We start from the raw sequence: 18,479 nt of genomic DNA on the forward strand, positions 1-18,479 counted from the left end.
AATGATTTCTTCTTGGTCTACGTGCCATAAAATACTCCATATATTGATGTTTATAACATCATTTGGGGAGCAAAATATCACTTATAAGTGTTGTTCAAATTTCCTGATCCACCGCCAATATCATCCATTACCGTTTGTAGCAGAGGCTTAGTCGGTGCAATTGTATCTTTAGCACCAAATACATCTGTAGGTTCAGAACGATTTCCTGAAGAATCGATAATATAAATTTTGGCAATATTTTTATCTGTTAAAGCAGGTGACAAACTCAGACTGAACTTACCATCCGCACCAACTGTTCCAGAGCCAATAGTTGTTTGACCATCTGCACTTTTAACTTCTATTTTTGCATTTGCTTCAGCTTTGCCTGTCACAATAGTGCCATCTTGATTAAGCTGTGCCAAAGGTGAATCAGGTGCAATTGTATCTTTAGTTCCAGTCACAACTGTTGATTTCGAAACATTACCAGCACTATCAATTGCAGAGACAGCCACTTTGCTTCCATTCACTAAAGGTTCGTTTAGTTTTACTGTATAGTTTCCATCCTGATCCGCTAGACCAGTGGCAATGACTTTTCCTGTTGAGTCTTTAATCTCAATTTTTGCTTTGGCTTCAGTTTTACCTGTAATCGTTTGTGTATCCGAACTGAGTACTGCCGTTGGTGTTATCGGAGCAATCATATCCGTCGAATCATTTTTATCATTATTATTGTCGTCATCATCATTCACTGCCAACAAATAAAGACCTTCAGCAGCCAGAGCTATCAGTCCGCCTTTAATCAATTGCGATTTAGTGATCCCAAGATCATCTGCGGGTTCTGATACTGAAGAGACTTGTGTAGGTAACTCTGTCGAAACTTGAGGTACAGCTTGACTTGATGATGTGTAACGAACAAATTTGCCCGAATCATCAAATTCGGCAATCGAGTAGCTACCATCATCATTGCTAAGCGCCAATGTATGCTCACTGGCATTCATTTCATTGTAAAAATCACGAATGATTATTTTCTCGCCATTTTTTAAAGTAATGACTAAATCATCGCCTTGCTTGATGATGGATTTTATACTCTCTTGGTTGATACCTAATTGAATAATAGATGGCTGACTTAATATGACATCCTTGATTTGTCCATCTTGTAAAATGTTTAGGCTCGTCTTTGAAGAAACGATAACTCTTGTCATTATTATACCCACTGATCAATTTTATTTTAAAAACTTTAGATTAATGAATAATTAAGCACTTAATCTGTTCGTTAAAATATCAAATGCAATCATTTAGAATAATCTATTCAAAGCTGAGTTTTGTCATTTTATTTAATTGACCATCAATTAAAATCAGATGTCATAAAACAAAAAACCAGCCGAAGCTGGTTTAAAGATTTCTTTGTTAACTTAGAATTTAGGATCGCGCATTTGAACGAGCGTATTGTTTGCTTTTACTAGAGTATCAGTCATTTTCCCAAGTACTGCTGGAATTAAACTTTCTGCCATTTGCGCTGCTTGTAATCCAAGTTTCTCACCAAATGTCGGGCGTTTGCGAGTATTGATCACGTATACATCATGTTTTGGTAACAAGCTAAGTAAATACTCATCCGAAGTCTGTAACTTATCCACCAAATTTAATGCGAGAGCATCTTCACCATACCAATGCTCACCTGTTGCCACTTTTGAAATATCTAATTGAGGACGATATTTTTCAACAAAGTGCTTGAATAAAGAATGCGTTTGTTGCAATTCTTCTTCAAATTTCGCCTTGCCTTCAGGTGTATTTTCTCCGAACATTGTCACAGTACGTTTATACTCACCAGCCGTATACAATTCAAAATCAACGTTATGTTGTTTTAAAAGACGGTTGAAGTTTGGAACCTGTGCAACCACACCAATTGAACCGACCACAGCAAATGGTGCTGTAATGATTTCATTGGCAATACAAGCCATCATATAGCCACCGCTTGCAGCTACTTTGTCTACACAGATCGTCACATTAAAACCCGCATCACGTAAACGAACTAACTGAGCAGCAGCCAAACCATAACCGTGTACCATTCCACCAGGACTTTCTAAACGAACTACAACGCGGTCGTGCCCTGCTTTTGCGGTTGCTAGAATAAGGGTAATTTCCTCACGAATCGTATCTACAGCAGAGGCTTGTACATCACCTTTGAAATCGAGCACATAAATTTTCTGATCATTTTTTTTACGAATTTTCGCTTCTTTTGCAAGCTGTTGCACCAGTTGTAAAAGTTCCAAACGAGATGCTGTTGTTTGCGCAATTCTTTTTCTTTGCTCATTCACGCGCGCATTTAAATGACTTATACGAATCTCAGCAGGAAATTTAGGTAAATGGAATAACATAAAATAAGTGCTCTTAAGTTCGGCTTTTATCCGTCTAAGATGTGGTCAGTTGAGTTAAAATTCAATAGTGATTTTGAAAAATAGATTCTTTTTCATCTGCCTATACAAAAAAAGAGCCCGAAGGCTCTTCTTTTCACTGTAAAAATATCAACCGAAACGACCTGTAATATATGCTTCAGTTAATTGATGATCTGGCTGAGTAAATATTTTCTCAGTTGAGTTCACTTCGATCAAATCACCTAAATGGAAGTAAGCAGTACGATCAGATACACGAGCTGCTTGTTGCATTGAGTGCGTTACAATGGCAATCGTATATTGCTCAGAAAGTTCAGAAATTAATTCTTCAATCTTCGCAGTTGCAATTGGATCAAGTGCTGAACACGGCTCATCCATTAAGATCACTTCAGGGCTTACTGCGATTGTACGTGCAATACATAAGCGTTGTTGCTGACCACCTGACAAACCTGTTCCTGGCTGACTCAAACGATCTTTCACTTCTTCCCACAGACCAGCTTTACGTAAACTGTTTTCAACGATTTCTTCCAAATCGTATTTATCACGAGCTAAGCCATGTAGCTTAGGACCATAAGCTACGTTATCGAAAATTGATTTAGGAAATGGATTCGGTTTTTGGAATACCATACCAACTTGCGCACGTAGTAGAACCACATCAAGATTTGGATCATAAATATCTTGATTATCTAGAGTGACTTTACCTGTTACGCGACAAGTATCAATCGTATCATTCATGCGATTCAAAGTACGCAAGAAAGTCGATTTACCACACCCTGATGGACCAATAAAAGCAATCACTTCATTTTGATAGATATCAAGATCAATACCTTTAATCGCTTCAGTTTCACCATAGTAAACATGAACATCTTTGGTCATGATTTTTACTTCATTGCTTTTAGGCTTTTTATTTGATGAAGCCGTTTCAAACTGAGAAACAAAAGCAGTATTAGATTGCTGAACTTGTGCTTCAGATGAATTCGATTCTGTTTGCTGTGGATTCACTGACTTATCCTTTTCTAATGCGTTCATAATTTCAATCGTATTCATTGTACTCTCCTCAATTACCAACGCACTTCAAATTTCTTACGTAGCCAAATAGCAAGGCTGTTTAAACCAATCATCAATGCTAGAAGCACAATAATCGCTGCTGCTGTACGTCCTTCAAAGAAGTTACGTAGTTCATTACCTTGCCACAAATATACTTGTACAGGCAATGCTGTTGCTTGATCAAGTGGTGATGTCGGAACACTTGCAACGAAGGCACTCATACCAATCAGGAGTAATGGCGCTGTTTCACCCAATGCGTGTGCTACACCAATAATCGAACCTGTCATAATGCCAGGAAGCGCGAGTGGCAATACATGATGGAAGACTGTTTGTACTTTCGATGCACCTAAACCTAATGCAGCTTGACGGATAGATGGTGGTACTGCCTTCAATGATGCACGTGTGGTAATGATTACAGTTGGCAGTGTCATTAGACTTAAAACCAAACCACCCACCAACGGAGCTGAAAGTGGCAGTTGCATCCATCCGATAAAGATAGCAGCACCTAACAAACCAAACACAATCGAAGGAACAGCAGCCAAGTTATTAATATTTACTTCGATGATGTCTGTCATCATATTCTTCGGCGCAAATTCTTCCAAGTAAATGGCACTTGCAACCCCAATTGGAATAGAGATCACGATCACGATGAGCATCATGAACAATGAACCCATGAATGCACCAGCCAAACCACTGATTGCAGGAGAACTACGAGAGTCAGGGCTAACAAATAAGTTGGTATTAAACGTACTTTCAATGATCCCTTTTGCTTCTAACTGATCAGCGAGTTGACGTACTTCTGGATCAAGTTGTTGCTGATCATCAGGCAATGAACGATCAATATTTCCAGATAACCATACATCGACATTGGCATCTGCCAAGAATTTAAGTTCTTGCTTAGTGCCAATTAATGCTGGATTTGCAAGAACCATATCACGTAAACGGTATGCTTCAGAGCTAGTATACATACCAGTCAAATAATCACGTTGCGACTCAAGTGCTGGGTCTTTAGCAACAATACCATTTACGATCAATGCATCCCAATCCACCATACCCATTTCAGTTTGCCAAGCAACAAAGCGCTCTTCAAAATGAGCTGGCGATTCACCCGCAGTTGGTTTTGGTTTCGGTCCTGCATTAATGATCGTAGGATCAAAATAAACAGGAACAGTCATACTACTCTGCCAGAAAGCTGGTAAGCCTCTCGCTAAAATACTTCCGAATAGTAAAGCAACAAATGCCAAACCAATCACGACTGCAGAAAAACCTCCCAGACGGAACATTTTTTCTTTGCGATGACGTTTTGCCAACGAGCTTTGGATAACTTTTTTGCGCTGTTCACGTTGTTCAGCAGCCACTTGAGGATCAAACGCATTTGGATCCAAAGGAGATGTCTTTGATGAACTCATTCGTATTGCTCACGATATTTGCGCACGATATACAGTGCAATAATGTTTAGACCCAAAGTAATCACAAACAACGTTAAACCTAGGGCAAATGCAACCAATGCTTGTGGACTTGCGAAATCTGTATCGCCAGTTAACTGTTTTACAATCGTTACCGTCACTGTTGAAACCGCTTCTAATGGGTTTGCATGCAGTAATGGACTATTCCCTGCTGCGAGTACCACAATCATGGTCTCACCAACAGCACGAGAAACAGCAAGTAAAAATGCGCCTGTAATACCAGGAAGTGCAGCAGGTAAAACAACTTGTCTAATCGTTTCAGATTTTGTAGCACCCAAACCTAAAGAACCATCACGGAGTGAACGTGGAACTTGAGTAATGATGTCATCTGATAATGATGATACGAATGGGATAATCATAATTCCCATAACAAAGCCAGCAGTCAAAGCACTTGTCGCATTGATATTGATACCAACACTTTCACCTACCATTTTAAAGAATGGTCCGATGACCATAAGTGCAAATACACCGTAAACAATAGTAGGAATACCTGCTAATACTTCTATAATTGGTTTTGCCCAAGCACGCAGCTTTGGAGATGCATATTCTGCCAAGTAAATTGCAATCATTAAGCCAATCGGAACCGCAACAAGTAATGCGATACCACTGACCATTAATGTCCCCCAAAGTAATGGCAAAATACCATAACTGCCTTCAGCATTTCCTGTTGTGCTGAAACCTGGGTTCCATTCTGTACCGAAGAAGAAATCAGTAGGACTGACAAATTTAAAGAAATGTAATGCTTCTGTCAGCATCGAAAGAACGATACCAATAGTTGTTAAAATCGCAACACCAGAACATAGAATCAAGGCAACGTTAATTGTTTTTTCAACCTGATTTCGTGCACGATATTGCTCACTAACTTTACGCTTTGCCCAAACTAAACCAGCTAACGCGACACTGATAACTACAGCTAACTTAGCAAAAGTCCCAATCGTTTGAAATTTTGCTAATTGTTGTGCAGCAGCAACTTCATAAGCCGCAGCTTGATCCGTGACACCAAAACCTGAAGCAATGGCTTGAACACGATCAATTAATACATCACGCCCTGCTTCATCTAAAGTTGCACTGACGGATGCTGGGATATTATTAAAAATAATATGTTGTAAAACACTCGGTTCAACCAAGTTCCAAATTATCAAAATTAAAAAAGCAGGAATACCACACCACAAGGCAACCAAAGCCCCGTAATACACAGGACGAGAATGTAGTGCTACTGAGTTATTCCCCTTACCTGCTAGGTTACGGCTTTTGCTCAGCCCGATTTGATATGCGATTGCCACAAGGGCTAATAACACACCGATAAGTAGCAGATTCATGTAATCTCCACTGTTTTCTCAATTTTCATCATTTGAAAAAACTTAGCTAGACAAAAAGGCCGATGAACCTAAGTCTCACCAGCCTCCGTTATTAAGTAAACTTATTTAACTGTTTTACCAGCTTTAAAATCAGCAAGGATTTTTGCACGTTCTTTGTCACTCAAAGCGATCAAACCAGCTTTTTCTAACTTAGAGCCTTTACCAGATACTTTCTTGTTTAAGAAGTATTCTACGTATTGTGGTAAACCTTTGATTGACTTCAAGTGTTCGCCTTTCACATAGAAGAACAATGGGCGAGAAACTGGGTACTGACCACTTAAAATTGTCTTCTCAGAAGGAACAACGTTGTTTACAGTTGCAACACGTAACTTGTCACGGTTCAAGTCATAGAAGCCAAGACCAAATACACCTACAGCGCTTGGTGAAGTCTTTAAGCGAGCAAGAGTTTCTGTATAGTCACCAGCGATTTCGATTACGCGACCATCTTTACGGAATGTAGAGCACGCTTTTTTCTGAGCTTCTTTGTCTAAGTTTTTGAAGTAATCATAAGCTTCACAACCTGCTTCAACCATTTTCTCTTGGAATACTTCACGAGTACCGTGGTTAGATGCAGGAATAACTAAAGTAATCGGCTCATTTGGTAAAGATTTATCAATTTGGTTCCAAGTTGTATATGGGTTTGGAACTAATTTACCATTTGAAGGTAATTGAGCAGATAATGCTGTGAATACGTGATAAGGTTTTAATTTATACGCAGCTTTTTTTACATTTGATGCAAATACGATACCGTCATAACCAATTTTGATTTCTTGGATTTGGTTTACGCCAGCTTTTTTACATGCAGCGATTTCAGTATCTTTGATAGCACGTGAAGAGTTCGCGATATCAATTGTGTTGTCGCCAACACCTTGACAGAATTGTTTCAAACCACCTGAAGAACCGCCTGAACCGACAACTGGTGCTTTGAATTGTGGGAAAGTATTACCAAATTCTTCTGCAACAATACTTGCATAAGGTAATACAGTTGATGAACCAGCAATTTGAATCGTATCACGAGCTGCGTTAGCAGTTCCTGCTACAGTTGCCCCAGATACAGCTAATGCAAGTGCGATATAACGTGGATTTAAGCGCATTCTGTCTTCTCTCATTTATACAATTTGATTTACAACTCTTTTAACTTCAAGTGTTGTACTTTGGTTAACTGCATTTTGATCAGATAATATGACAAATAGGTTACAACTTTGTGACGCTTTGATGATAATTGATGTGATGTGTGATAATTAATTAAATATTTATCAATATCAATTATATAAACGAATAATTTTATTGTTAAAAAATTGCTATTTTCAGCAGAGCTGCAATATTTCATTGAATTATTACACCCTCTGCTCGATTTTTAAAGGAAATATGCATCCATTAATTGAAAAAATATTGCGACTAAGATTTAAAGCATTTTTCCCACTCTAAAATAGTATGACAATTTTATTAATTCAAATATGGTCTAAAAACCAAACAATTCCAACATTTTTGAATTTAAAAGTATGTTTTTAGATTTCTTTAAACTCATCGAATGATCAAAAAATAGTACATTTAAATAAAGACTGTGTTCTAAAAAAATCAACAATCTATTCAGTTTATTGAAATTTCTTAGAACGGTGTATTGATCTATATTCATTTTAAATGAATAGAAAACTGAGATCATGAATACCAAAGCCATTGCGACATTTAACCCAGATTTACCGATCCATATGACCTTTCCTGAGCATGACTGGCACTTGCTTTCCCAACACTGGTATCCGATTGCCTTAGCACGTGATATTACAGAACAGCCAACTGCTACAATGCTATTGGATATGCCATTAGTAATTTATAAAATAGCCGATCAAGTTATTGTTGCAAAGGATGCTTGTCCTCACCGTGGTGTTCCTCTAAGTCTAGGGCGTAATGATGGTCTTGGAGTAGTTTGTCGCTATCATGGTTTACGTTTTGGCGAAGATGGAAAATGCAATCGAATTCCTACGTACCCAGAGCATAAAATATCTGATCGCTTCCATTTAAAAACATATGCTGCTGCTGAAAAATATGGGTTGATCTGGTGTTGCTTAACCGCTCCATTAAATGAAAAACCCAATATTCCACATATGCCCTATTGGGATGATTCAAATTTTCAACAACTGGTTTGTCCATTTGTAGATTTAAATTGTTTTGCTGGTCGTCAGCTAGAAGGCTTCATTGATGTGGCTCATTTTGCTTGGGTACATCCTGATACTTTTGGTGATCCTGACAATGTTGAAGTTCCTGATTACATAACAACCGAGACCAATTATGGTTTTGATGCAGACTATCTCAGCAGTGTTGGTCGTTATCCAATTGGGATTGACCAACGTGGCAAAGAAGGTTTTCAATGGCTAAGACATTTCGAAATCAGTCTTCCTTTCACTGCAACACTAACGATCCATTTTCCCCACAATAGTAAGCAAGTAATTATGAATGCAGCGAGTCCTGTATCTGCTCGTCAAACGCGCTTATTTGCTCCAATCTGTCGGAATTATGATAAATATCTCCCTGTTGAAGATGCTTATAAATTTAACTTAGCTATATTTGAAGAAGACAGACTAATTGTCGAGACGCAAAAACCTAAATATCTTCCATTAGATCTTTCTATGGAAGCTCATTTTCCAGCCGATCGCAGTTCAAGCATGTATCGAAAACTATTGCGAAAAATGGGATTCAGTCCAATTTTTGCAGCTTAATATTACTTTATATAAATTTATAAATAAAAAAGAGGTCTTTCAAAGACCTCTTTTTTATTGGCATATCAAATTAAATTGCAATTAATCGATCGCAGGAACATAAGTACCAGCAACGATTGCATCTTTAATACGATCAGCTTCTGCAAGCACAAGCGCAAGAAGATTTTGAACGTTTTCAAGCGTTGCAACTGGACTTAAAGTTGTCATTTTCAATGATTGAACCTGACCAACTTTAGTCACACCAATATTCGCCTCACCACGTGCAAATAATTCATCTGCAACATTTTGGTTCAAACTATCGATAAACTCAGTTGGATAGCCTTCTGGAACAACACGGAACAGAACAGAAGCAAATTGTGGTTCAACCAACAATTCTAGACCTGCGGTTGCTTTGATATAGTCTGCAACTTCACGTGTTAATTTCACACCATGGTCGATCATTGAACCATAAAGCTCTTCACCTAATGCTTCAACCGTCATCCACAATTTCAATGCATCAAAACGACGAGTCGTTTGCAATGATTTAGACACAAGGTTAGGTACACCATGCTCTTCATCATAAGCAGAGTTTAAATACTCAGCTTCATAATGCATAAAGCGATAGTTAGCCTCGTCTTTCAACAAGAAAGCGCCACAACTAATGCTTTGGAAATAATGCTTATGGAAATCAAGTGTGATTGAGTCTGACAATTCAATTCCATCAAGCATTGCACGATGATCATTAGAAAGAATCAGCGCACCACCCCAAGCAGCATCAATATGCATCCAAGAACCAAATTTATTGGTAATTTCACGGATTTTCTTGAGTGGATCGATTGCACCAGCATCTGTCGTACCCGCTGTAGCAACAACACAAGCAACAATTTTGCCTTCAGACTGAAGATGTGCCATGGTTTTTTCGAGTGCATCGACATCCATTTGCGCATTTTCATTGACAGGAACAGTCACGACCGACTGGAAGCCCATCCCCATCATTGCCATATTCTTTTGCACAGAGAAGTGTGCATTTTCAGAACAAATGACTTTGACGTTTTTCATTGCTTCTGCAGGAATACCATCACGCTGAACAGACCATGGATTACCATTTTCATCTTTCCAGTTTTTCGAGATACACCAGTCACGTGCAAGCAATACACCCATCAAGTTAGACTGTGTTCCACCCGAAGTGAATACACCTGCTTGACCTGCGCCATAGCCCACTTTTTGGCGTAACCAATCAATAAGCTGAACTTCCATCAATGAACCCGCTGGGCTTTGATCCCATGAATCCATAGATTGGTTCGTTGCATTGATTAACACTTCCGCAATTTGGCTCATCACCATCGTTGGGCAATGCAAATGTGCAAGTGAGTGTGGATGATGTACTTTTAAACTTTTGTTGAGGAAAAGCTCAACCATACGTTGTAATGATTGTTGTACACCTAAACCTTCTTTTGATGGATTAAAAGAAATTGCTGCTCGCAAATCTTTAATGCTTCCACCTGTGTACATTTTATCATTTTGCAACCATGCTGAAACGGCTTTAACCGCTTCGCCCATTGCTGACTGATAGTCAGCAATGGATTGTGCATCATTGCAGAGTAACGCTTTACGATGTTCTGCAAAATCAACCATGGATTAGCCTCGTACTGCTTTTAAAGCTTCTGCAATCGCTTTTTTGAAGCGTGCAACTACTTCAACACATTCGTCTTGATTGATGATAAGTGGGCAAAGTAAACGAATTACAGTACCGTTACGACCACCTTTCTCTAGTAAAAGTTTATTGTTGAAACAAGCGGTTTGAATTGCCGCAGCTAATTGTGCATCAGCAGGAAGTGAACCCATATGATCAGCTGGTTTACGCTCATCAACGATTTCAACGCCGATCATCAAACCACGACCACGGACATTACCAATACATGGGAACTCTTGAGCTAACTTTTTGAATTCAGCTTGTAAGAAGTCACCACGCTGTTGCGCATTTTGAGCAAGGTTTTGTTCAGAAATAGTTTTTAGAACCATTAAACCTGTACCCATTGCCAACTGGTTGCCACGGAAAGTACCCGTGTGACCTGCTGGCTGCCAAGCATCAAACTTACGCTTAATACCAAGCACGGCTAATGGTAAACCACCACCTACAGCTTTTGACATCACCACAACATCAGGCTCGATACCGGCATGTTCAAAGGCAAACATTTTACCTGAACGTGCAAAACCAGCTTGAACTTCGTCCAAAATTAAAACGATGTTGTGCTTTTCAGTCACTTCACGAATTTTTTGTAACCACTTAACAGGTGCAGTTACGACACCGCCTTCACCTTGAATTGCTTCAAGAATCACAGCAGCAGGTTTCGTTACACCACTTTCAACGTCTTCGATGAAATTTTCAAAGAAGTAAGTCAAAGCATCAACACCCGCTTCACCACCTAAACCAAGTGGGCAACGATATTCATGTGGATATGGCATAAACTGAACGCCAGGCATAAGACCATTCACGGCATTTTTAGCACTCAAGTTACCTGTCATCGACAGTGAACCATGAGTCATACCGTGGTATCCACCTGAAAAACTGATCACAGAACTACGACCAGTATATGTTTTAGCAAGTTTAATCGCCGCTTCTGTAGCATCTGCACCAGATGGTCCACAGAACTGTAAGCAATATTCTTCTTTACCGCCTGGCAAGTAAGCCAAAAGTGCTTCAGTAAAAGCATCTTTTAAAGGAGTCGTTAAGTCTAAAGTATGCAAAGGCAAGCCACTTGCCAATGTATCTTGAATACTTTGAATCACCGCAGGATGATTATGACCTAAAGCCAATGTTCCTGCCCCAGCTAAACAGTCGAGGTATTGAGTACCCTCAACATCTGTAACCCAGCAGCCCTGTGCTTTCGCTATCGCTAACGGTAATTTACGTGGATAACTACGAACATTTGATTCCATCTGACTTTGGCGAGTCAAATAATATTCGTTGGATGCATTAGCGGCAGGGTTTACGGAAGTAACGCTCATATCGAATTACCATCTCTGATATGGGTAAAAGAAATAAGTCTGGTGACTTGCGGTCGTTTGACTCGGTGCTTTTTAGAATCTAGTGCAGACAAAATGTTTTATATCTTTCAACTAGGTGCGAGATGATACCTAATTTTGAAATAAAATAAACTCTTTTTATGCCTGACATTCATCTAATATTATTGAAAAAATGTTTCTTTCAATTAACTATGATGAATTATCATCATACTATGTGACAAGCGAAAGAAAGTATGCTTTTTTTATCTACATATTAATTTTTAGATAAATGGGGCTTTGTTGCACAAAGATTTGAAATGCAAAGCGCCCCTAATTGAGCCAAATTTAAGGCGTAACTTGGGTAAGTGGTCGACCTAATTCCGTAAATCTGTTAAGGACTGCTACACGTGCATGGATCTCATTCACTTGGCTATCAAAACTCCTTGCACTGAGTTTATCTCCTAATAATTTGATGCAATGCATCTTAGTTTCAACCAAACTTCGCCGATGATAGCCTGACCATTTTTTCCATAGTGTCCTGCCTAAACGCTTAACTGTTCGAAGTAATTCATTTCGCTCTAGCGAGCTACTCTTTGTATCTTTCCATGGTTTCGCATTTTTTCTAAGTGGAATCACCGCATGCCCTTGCCGATCTGCAATGACCTGACGGCATTGCTTGGTGTCATAAGCTCCATCGGTATAAACAGAGTCAATCTGCTCATCTTGTGGAATCTGATTAAGTAAATCACCAAGCACCTGTGAATCACTGACATTATTGGTTGTAAGCTGAACTGCTCGTATTTGTAGGGTTTTAGCATCTATACCAATATGAAGTTTACGCCATTGGCGACGATATTCAGGTCCATGTTTCTTGCGCTTCCATTCGCCCTCACCTAGAAACTTCATGCCTGTAGAGTCCATGAGTAGATGCAGCCCATCACGACTTTTTTGGTAGCTGATTACAATATCAATATGCTTTTGTCTTCTACAAAGCGTGGTGTAATCTGGAGCTATCCAATTTAATCCGCAAAGTTTAATCAGACTTTGCACAAAGCCAGTAACCATACGTAAAGACAGACGGAATAAGGATTTAATCATTAAGCAGCATTGGATGGCTGCGTCGGAGTAGGTTTGATTTCGCCCTTGTTTGCCTTTTGATGGAGCATACCATTGCGTAGCCGGATCAAACCAAATGGCAATATTTCCGCGACTCATAAGTGCTCGGTTATATGCGGGCCAATTGGTTGTGCGGTAGATTTTGTGTGTAGGCTTCTTCATTTGAAAATTATATCGCTGAAAAAGCCTTTACAGATAGGTTTGTGCAACAAAGCCGATAAATGGTCAAAACCATCATCATAACTATTTATTATTTAAATATTTTTATTTTATTTTCTCATTGCAAAACATCTCAAATTTATTACAAAGACACCACAAAATCTGCAGAAGTTCAACATCAGTTCTTTTTAATATGAAAGTTGTAAAAATAATTTGTTAATCGTCACTTTAAGGAAAAATTTATGCGTACTTTAGCACTCGCTTCGATGATGTTAGGTGCAGCTCTCAGTTCAAGCGCATTTGCCCAAGATTCCAACCAATTAAACTATAATATCGTCAATATCCAAGCAGATGCATCACGCCAAGTTGCCAATGATCAAATGCAGGCAGTTCTGTACATCGAAAAGAGTCATAAGCAACCTGCAGAACTCTCAAATCAAATCAATCAACTGATGAATCAAGCTCAAGCTCTTTCTCGAAAATATCCTCAAGTCAAAGTCGAAACGGGTGCTCAAAGCACTTATCCTATTTATGACAATGACAACAATAAATTAAAAGAATGGCGTGCACGTGCAGAAATCCAGTTAGAAAGTAAGGACTTCAAGGCGGCAAGTCAGCTAATCAGTGAACTGCAACAAAATTTTCAAACTCAATCTATTAACTTTACCGTATCTGATGAGCAACGAAAGAAAGTTGAAAATGAGTTAATGATTGAGGCTTCTAAAAACTTTCAACAGCGTGCTCTATCAATCACGCAAGCGTGGAACAAAGCACAATATAATCTTGTCAGTTTAAATTTAAATACGAGCAATTACTTCCCTCAACCCATGATGCGTGGTGGCGTTGCAAAATTTGCAATGGCAGAAGCTGCTCCTGCTCAAGATATGGCTGCGGGTGAGTCAAAAATTATCGTAAATGCTAATGGTTCGATTCAATTCAAATAATTTTTGAATGGGCATAAATACAAGAAAAGGCATGTAATATGCCTTTTCTTCACTCTATCTCAGCTAAGTTTTGTAAAGAATCCCATGCAGCTTTAGCCAACATTTCCCGATAAATTTTCGGATTAGTATCAACCTTTTCAAATAACCAAGCACGGCAATAGTTTTCTGTTGCACCAATCACTAAAGACATCATTAACTCTGCTGGAGCTGATTTCAATAAAGATGCTTCAGAATACTGTGAAATGTAGTTGCGTAGCGTTTTATTTCTGAGCTTATTCTTTTCAATTAGAACCGAACGGTGTTCACCTTTCATCACACTGTAATGTGCAAGTAATAAAAATTTAGCGAACTCTGGCTGATCAGCAACCCAATCAACATAACTATAAATCAAGCTATAGATCAGTTCTTTTAAAGATTGCGTCTGCTCTAAGTATTGATCTCTTAATCTTGATTGATCATCTAAAGCTGCAAACATTAAAGCGGCAATTACACCCTCTTTATTTTTGAAATGATGATAGATCCCTCCTACACTGCTGTCTGAACGTTCTCTAATCATCTCAATGCTAGTGGCATCTAATCCAAACTCTAAAAAACACGATAACGCATCAAATAATATTTGACGCTTTAATAAAGATCTTCGTTGAGGATACAACCTTTCTAATAATTGTTGAGCCGTTTGCATATTCAATTTGAGTTCACCGATTGTCGGAACTATTGTGAATGACTTGACCATAACTTGCAAACAGAATTATATTCTGTAAAAGAATTAAATTCTGTTTTCATCAAGGTAATTTAACATGGCTTCAACTCTAGAATTGTGGAACAAAGCTTCTGCTTTACCCGCAGGCAAATGGACATTTACACGCATGCTTTGCCTAAAAGCACCATATTTCAGTAGTATTTCTCCGCTATTTGAAGAACTAAAGCCGAATTCGTGCAAAATTTCGATTAAGAAAAAACGTTCAGTGCTCAACCATATAGGAACTGTACACGCGATCGCGATGTGTAATATGGCTGAACTTGCTGGAGGAACAATGACAGAAGTTACCGTTCCTGCAACACATCGTTGGATTCCTAAAGGAATGACTGTTGAATATTTGAAAAAAGCAGAAACTGATTTGATCGCAATTGCCTCACCTGTTGAACAAAATTATGATTGGGATAAAGCAGGTGAATATCTTGTCAATGTCGATGTTTTCGACAAAGCCAATGAAAAAGTTTTCCACGCAAAAATTACAATGTGGATTTCTAAAAAGAAATAAAAAAAGCCCCGATATAAAAACATATCGGGGCTTTTTTTGAATCAGAGATTACTTTTTAAAAGGTAATGCATATTTGAAGATACGTCCCACAACTTCGCCGAATTGCTTTACAAAGCTTGCGTTGTTGTAATTCAAACCATATTTTTTACATACCGCTTCAACTTTAGGTGCGATTTCACGGTAACGGCGTGCTGGAATATCAGGAAATAAGTGGTGCTCAATTTGATGACTCAAATGACCCGTCAAAATATGAAAAGCCTCCGATCCTGTTAAATTTGACGAACCGCGTATTTGTCGCATATACCAATGACCACGGCTTTCATTTTGTAAAACTGCTTTAGGGAAAACTTCTGCATCCTTAGTAAAATGTCCGCAGAAAATAATACTGAATGTCCAGATATTACGAAGACCATTGGCAACAAGATTACCCGTGAAAACAGGAATCGCCGATGGACCCGCGATCAATGGAAAGAAAACATAATCTTTAAACAGTTGCTTCGCGATTTTCTTTTGCACAGGTTTCCATTCCTGCTTAAACTCGTCCATGGTCTTACGCTTGTAGACAACTTTACCTAATTCAAGATTTTGAATCGCAACACCCCATTGGAACAATAGGCTAAATGGCACGATATAAATTGGTTGAATTAAAGTAAATTTAGTCCAACGTTGTTCTGGAAATAAACGAAATACCCCATAACCCACATCATCATCCATTCCCTTAACATTGGTATAAGTATGATGCTTATAATTATGAGTTTGACGCCAGTTATCCGACGTCCCAACTGTATCCCACTCGTAGGTTTGACCGTTAAATTTTGGATCATTCATCCAGTCATATTGTCCATGCATCACATTATGACCTAATTCCATATTTTCCATGATTTTGGCATAGCCCAATAAGCCAGTACCTAATAGCCAAGCTGGTGGAAACCATCCAGCAAAGAGTAATGCACGACCTAAGAAACTACTATATCGAATAGACGCATAAACTCGACGAATATACTTCGCGTCTTTCTCGCCTAAATCATTCAGTACTTCTTGTTTGATTTGGTCTAATTCACGGGCAAAAGCATCTAACTCAGCAGCAGTTAAATCACGGTTTTTTGGATTTTTAAAATATTGAACTTTAACAGACATGTTCATAATCTTTATCTCTCTTATAGATCAATCACAAGATCTGATTGAGCTGAATTCACACAAATTTTTAATAACTGAGTCGGTTCTTGATTTGCAGCACCATTCAGCAAGTTCTTTGTCGCACCTTGGGCTTTAGTACAAGCACATTTGTTGCAAATTCCCATACGACAACCATGATTTGGCTTGATACCTTGCTGTTCTAAGCTCGATAAAATCGACTGACCTTTAGGAATGGCGACTGTTTTATTGGACTTAGTCAACGTGACATTAATGAAGCCAATATCTGTTTGCTCAGCACTAAATTGACTTAAGCTAAAAGCCTCAGTCTGTACGACGGCAGCCTCAACAAATAAAGATTCTGCTGTTGAAGCAAATCCTGAGGGACCACATGCGTAAACGGTAATTTCATTTAACGCACCCAAAGTTTCGACATGATTTTGGTTTAGGCGTTGATCTTGTTCTTGGGTATAGAAAATCTGATAACTGAAATTTGGAAAGTTTTCTGCGATCTCTTTTAAATAATCTGTGTATGCAGCGTCCTGATGAGTTTTGACCCAGTACATAAGTTGTACAGGTGTTTTGTTCAATTGCTTGGTCTGACTCAAACTTTCGATCAAGCTCAACATCGGTGTAATACCACTGCCCGCAGCGAGTAAAAGTAACTTTGGTGTCTGAATACTCTGTTGCATATCACCATATGGTTGTCCCAAACGGAGGATATCTCCAACTTGGCTTTTTTCGACCAACCATGAACTGACCAAACCTTGATCAACTTTTTTGACTGTTAAGCACAGATGATCAGCATCTAACTGCATCAGACTATATGTCCGTTCGTAATGACGACCTGCAATTTCAACCGTCACAGGATGGTGTTGCCCTGCAAGTCCACGTGCTACATGACGATTACATTCTAAAATAAGGCTAACTGTATCTTTTGCTACAACTTGTTTTTTTACGACTCGTGCTAGGGACTGATTGATTGACCATAAAGGATTAACTTTTTGCAACCAAAAATCAGCATCGTGATGTGCTATTACGCTTTGAACCAATGAATTAAATAATGAAGTTCTCTTTTGGAGTGCTTGCATGATCGGGAACTCTGATCGTTTTTTAATTATTATACATGTGTATATATATTTGTATATACACTCGTATAAAAATTTACATTTCACAAGTCTTTGTACAACAGCTATAATCCTGACTAGCTCACTTATATTTTGAAAACAATGGTTCATTCTTCTTTTTTACCGCTTGGCAATGACACAGTAAATGAACAAGATGTCATCCAAATGAAATCTCAAGTACGTTCGGTTGGTAGAAAAGCAACGATTACGCGTGAGGAATTGTTCCAAGCCACCTTAAACTTGATCGGTCCTCAAAAAAGTATCGCTTCTCTTAGTCTGCGTGAGATAGCCCGTGAAGCAGGGATTGCACCAAATAGCTTTTATCGTCATTTCAAAGACATTGATGAACTTGCGATTGCATTGATAGACCGCTCTGGTTTGGTATTGCGCCGTATCATTCGTGAAGCTCGACTGCAAGCCTCTAAACAACAAAGTATTATTCGCAGTTCTGTTGAAGTCTTTATCCAGCAATTGGATGCAGATGAAGGCAACTTAAGTTTATTGTTGCGTGAAGGCTATACAGGTTCAACCTCCTACAAAGCTGCTGTTGATCGCCAACTCAATTTTTTCCAACAAGAACTCCAAGAAGATTTAATCCGCTTAGAACAAATGAATAATGGCAAAATTAGTCATGCTGATATTGCCGCGAAAGCGATTACACAACTCGTATTTAATATGGGTGCAAAAGTTATTGAGATACCTGCTGAACAGCGCACCGAAGTTGCTGAACAAACCATGATTATGATTCGTATGATCTTGGAAGGTGCACGTCATTTAGATGAATCAAGTATTCGATAATAC

At 38.7% G+C, this 18,479-nt stretch carries 15 protein-coding genes and 1 pseudogene; 4 read left to right on the forward strand and 12 right to left on the reverse strand.

Going from position 1 to position 18,479, the window contains the following annotated elements; translation table 11 throughout:
* Positions 1–101 precede the first annotated feature (101 nt).
* The 6 genes and pseudogenes from ACSC97_RS04540 to ACSC97_RS04565 all read right to left on the reverse strand — a co-directional run.
* Positions 102–1,178, reverse strand: a pseudogene (locus ACSC97_RS04540) (Ig-like domain-containing protein); the annotation flags it as partial.
* 210 nt (positions 1,179–1,388) lie between these two features.
* On the reverse strand, positions 1,389–2,351 hold the full coding sequence (sohB, locus tag ACSC97_RS04545; protein ID WP_004912525.1) for a protease SohB: 963 nt from the start codon (positions 2,349–2,351) through the stop codon (positions 1,389–1,391).
* Between the two features lie 147 nt (positions 2,352–2,498).
* Positions 2,499–3,413, reverse strand: a complete 915-nt coding sequence (gene pstB / locus ACSC97_RS04550) for a phosphate ABC transporter ATP-binding protein PstB (protein WP_004912527.1) — start codon at positions 3,411–3,413, stop codon at positions 2,499–2,501.
* Positions 3,414–3,427: 14 nt separating this feature from the next.
* Positions 3,428–4,822, reverse strand: a complete 1,395-nt coding sequence (gene pstA / locus ACSC97_RS04555; RefSeq protein WP_005402278.1) for a phosphate ABC transporter permease PstA — start codon at positions 4,820–4,822, stop codon at positions 3,428–3,430.
* Entirely contained in the window at positions 4,819–6,198 is a 1,380-nt protein-coding gene (gene pstC, locus ACSC97_RS04560) for a phosphate ABC transporter permease subunit PstC (RefSeq protein WP_004912533.1), read from the reverse strand. Before pstC ends, pstA begins: the two co-directional genes overlap by 4 nt.
* Before the next feature lie 101 nt (positions 6,199–6,299).
* Positions 6,300–7,331 carry a substrate-binding domain-containing protein gene (locus ACSC97_RS04565; RefSeq protein ID WP_004963196.1) on the reverse strand — a complete coding sequence of 344 codons (1,032 nt, stop codon included), beginning with the start codon at positions 7,329–7,331 and terminating at the stop codon, positions 6,300–6,302.
* A 567-nt stretch (positions 7,332–7,898) separates the two neighbouring features.
* Here ACSC97_RS04565 and ACSC97_RS04570 point away from each other — a divergent pair.
* Positions 7,899–8,951: an aromatic ring-hydroxylating oxygenase subunit alpha gene (locus ACSC97_RS04570; protein WP_286686875.1), complete on the forward strand. Its 1,053-nt coding sequence runs from the start codon at positions 7,899–7,901 to the stop codon at positions 8,949–8,951.
* 81 nt (positions 8,952–9,032) lie between these two features.
* Here ACSC97_RS04570 and ACSC97_RS04575 read toward each other — a convergent pair whose 3' ends face one another.
* The 3 genes from ACSC97_RS04575 to ACSC97_RS04585 all read right to left on the reverse strand — a co-directional run bounded on the left by ACSC97_RS04575 (position 9,033) and on the right by ACSC97_RS04585 (position 13,214).
* On the reverse strand, positions 9,033–10,565 hold the full coding sequence (locus ACSC97_RS04575) for a pyridoxal phosphate-dependent decarboxylase family protein (RefSeq protein ID WP_005402276.1): 1,533 nt from the start codon (positions 10,563–10,565) through the stop codon (positions 9,033–9,035).
* A gap of 3 nt (positions 10,566–10,568) precedes the next feature.
* Positions 10,569–11,939 carry a diaminobutyrate--2-oxoglutarate transaminase gene (locus ACSC97_RS04580; protein ID WP_042891120.1) on the reverse strand — a complete coding sequence of 457 codons (1,371 nt, stop codon included), beginning with the start codon at positions 11,937–11,939 and terminating at the stop codon, positions 10,569–10,571.
* Between the two features lie 342 nt (positions 11,940–12,281).
* Positions 12,282–13,214, reverse strand: a complete 933-nt coding sequence (locus ACSC97_RS04585; RefSeq protein ID WP_041525416.1) for an IS5 family transposase — start codon at positions 13,212–13,214, stop codon at positions 12,282–12,284.
* A 239-nt stretch (positions 13,215–13,453) separates the two neighbouring features.
* On the opposite strand from ACSC97_RS04585, the gene ACSC97_RS04590 reads away from it, so the two are divergent.
* Positions 13,454–14,155 carry an SIMPL domain-containing protein gene (locus ACSC97_RS04590; protein WP_042891121.1) on the forward strand — a complete coding sequence of 234 codons (702 nt, stop codon included), beginning with the start codon at positions 13,454–13,456 and terminating at the stop codon, positions 14,153–14,155.
* A 49-nt stretch (positions 14,156–14,204) separates the two neighbouring features.
* Here ACSC97_RS04590 and ACSC97_RS04595 read toward each other — a convergent pair whose 3' ends face one another.
* On the reverse strand, positions 14,205–14,837 hold the full coding sequence (locus ACSC97_RS04595; protein ID WP_112986984.1) for a TetR/AcrR family transcriptional regulator: 633 nt from the start codon (positions 14,835–14,837) through the stop codon (positions 14,205–14,207).
* A 115-nt stretch (positions 14,838–14,952) separates the two neighbouring features.
* On the opposite strand from ACSC97_RS04595, the gene ACSC97_RS04600 reads away from it, so the two are divergent.
* The gene (locus tag ACSC97_RS04600; protein ID WP_004912553.1) at positions 14,953–15,417 is read left to right on the forward strand and encodes a hotdog fold domain-containing protein; all 465 of its coding nucleotides are present in this window, start codon (positions 14,953–14,955) and stop codon (positions 15,415–15,417) included.
* Positions 15,418–15,465: 48 nt separating this feature from the next.
* On the opposite strand, the gene ACSC97_RS04605 is transcribed toward ACSC97_RS04600, so the two are convergent.
* Positions 15,466–16,560: a fatty acid desaturase family protein gene (locus tag ACSC97_RS04605; RefSeq protein ID WP_112986983.1), complete on the reverse strand. Its 1,095-nt coding sequence runs from the start codon at positions 16,558–16,560 to the stop codon at positions 15,466–15,468.
* 14 nt (positions 16,561–16,574) lie between these two features.
* Complete coding sequence (locus ACSC97_RS04610; protein WP_112986982.1) at positions 16,575–17,642, reverse strand: ferredoxin reductase; 1,068 nt, start codon at positions 17,640–17,642, stop codon at positions 16,575–16,577.
* A 138-nt stretch (positions 17,643–17,780) separates the two neighbouring features.
* Here ACSC97_RS04610 and fabR point away from each other — a divergent pair, with 138 nt between their 5' ends.
* On the forward strand, positions 17,781–18,476 hold the full coding sequence (gene fabR, locus ACSC97_RS04615; RefSeq protein ID WP_004912559.1) for an HTH-type transcriptional repressor FabR: 696 nt from the start codon (positions 17,781–17,783) through the stop codon (positions 18,474–18,476).
* The last annotated feature ends 3 nt before the right edge of the window (positions 18,477–18,479 follow it).

Origin of the sequence: Acinetobacter sp. P1(2025) (genome assembly GCF_051390655.1) — a bacterium.
GTDB lineage: Bacteria > Pseudomonadota > Gammaproteobacteria > Pseudomonadales > Moraxellaceae > Acinetobacter > Acinetobacter junii.

Excerpts from the sequence above, each read along its gene's own strand:
- ACSC97_RS04575 (WP_005402276.1), bottom strand. The coding sequence starts at position 10,565 with ATGGTTGATTTTGCAGAACATCGTAAAGCGTTACTCTGCAATGATGCA.
- fabR (WP_004912559.1), top strand. The coding sequence starts at position 17,781 with ATGGTTCATTCTTCTTTTTTACCGCTTGGCAATGACACAGTAAATGAA.
- ACSC97_RS04605 (WP_112986983.1), bottom strand. The coding sequence starts at position 16,560 with ATGAACATGTCTGTTAAAGTTCAATATTTTAAAAATCCAAAAAACCGT.
- sohB (WP_004912525.1), bottom strand. The coding sequence starts at position 2,351 with ATGTTATTCCATTTACCTAAATTTCCTGCTGAGATTCGTATAAGTCAT.
- ACSC97_RS04595 (WP_112986984.1), bottom strand. The coding sequence starts at position 14,837 with ATGCAAACGGCTCAACAATTATTAGAAAGGTTGTATCCTCAACGAAGA.
- ACSC97_RS04600 (WP_004912553.1), top strand. The coding sequence starts at position 14,953 with ATGGCTTCAACTCTAGAATTGTGGAACAAAGCTTCTGCTTTACCCGCA.
- ACSC97_RS04565 (WP_004963196.1), bottom strand. The coding sequence starts at position 7,331 with ATGCGCTTAAATCCACGTTATATCGCACTTGCATTAGCTGTATCTGGG.
- pstC (WP_004912533.1), bottom strand. The coding sequence starts at position 6,198 with ATGAATCTGCTACTTATCGGTGTGTTATTAGCCCTTGTGGCAATCGCA.
- ACSC97_RS04590 (WP_042891121.1), top strand. The coding sequence starts at position 13,454 with ATGCGTACTTTAGCACTCGCTTCGATGATGTTAGGTGCAGCTCTCAGT.
- ACSC97_RS04580 (WP_042891120.1), bottom strand. The coding sequence starts at position 11,939 with ATGAGCGTTACTTCCGTAAACCCTGCCGCTAATGCATCCAACGAATAT.
- pstB (WP_004912527.1), bottom strand. The coding sequence starts at position 3,413 with ATGAATACGATTGAAATTATGAACGCATTAGAAAAGGATAAGTCAGTG.
- ACSC97_RS04570 (WP_286686875.1), top strand. The coding sequence starts at position 7,899 with ATGAATACCAAAGCCATTGCGACATTTAACCCAGATTTACCGATCCAT.
- pstA (WP_005402278.1), bottom strand. The coding sequence starts at position 4,822 with ATGAGTTCATCAAAGACATCTCCTTTGGATCCAAATGCGTTTGATCCT.
- ACSC97_RS04610 (WP_112986982.1), bottom strand. The coding sequence starts at position 17,642 with ATGCAAGCACTCCAAAAGAGAACTTCATTATTTAATTCATTGGTTCAA.
- ACSC97_RS04585 (WP_041525416.1), bottom strand. The coding sequence starts at position 13,214 with ATGAAGAAGCCTACACACAAAATCTACCGCACAACCAATTGGCCCGCA.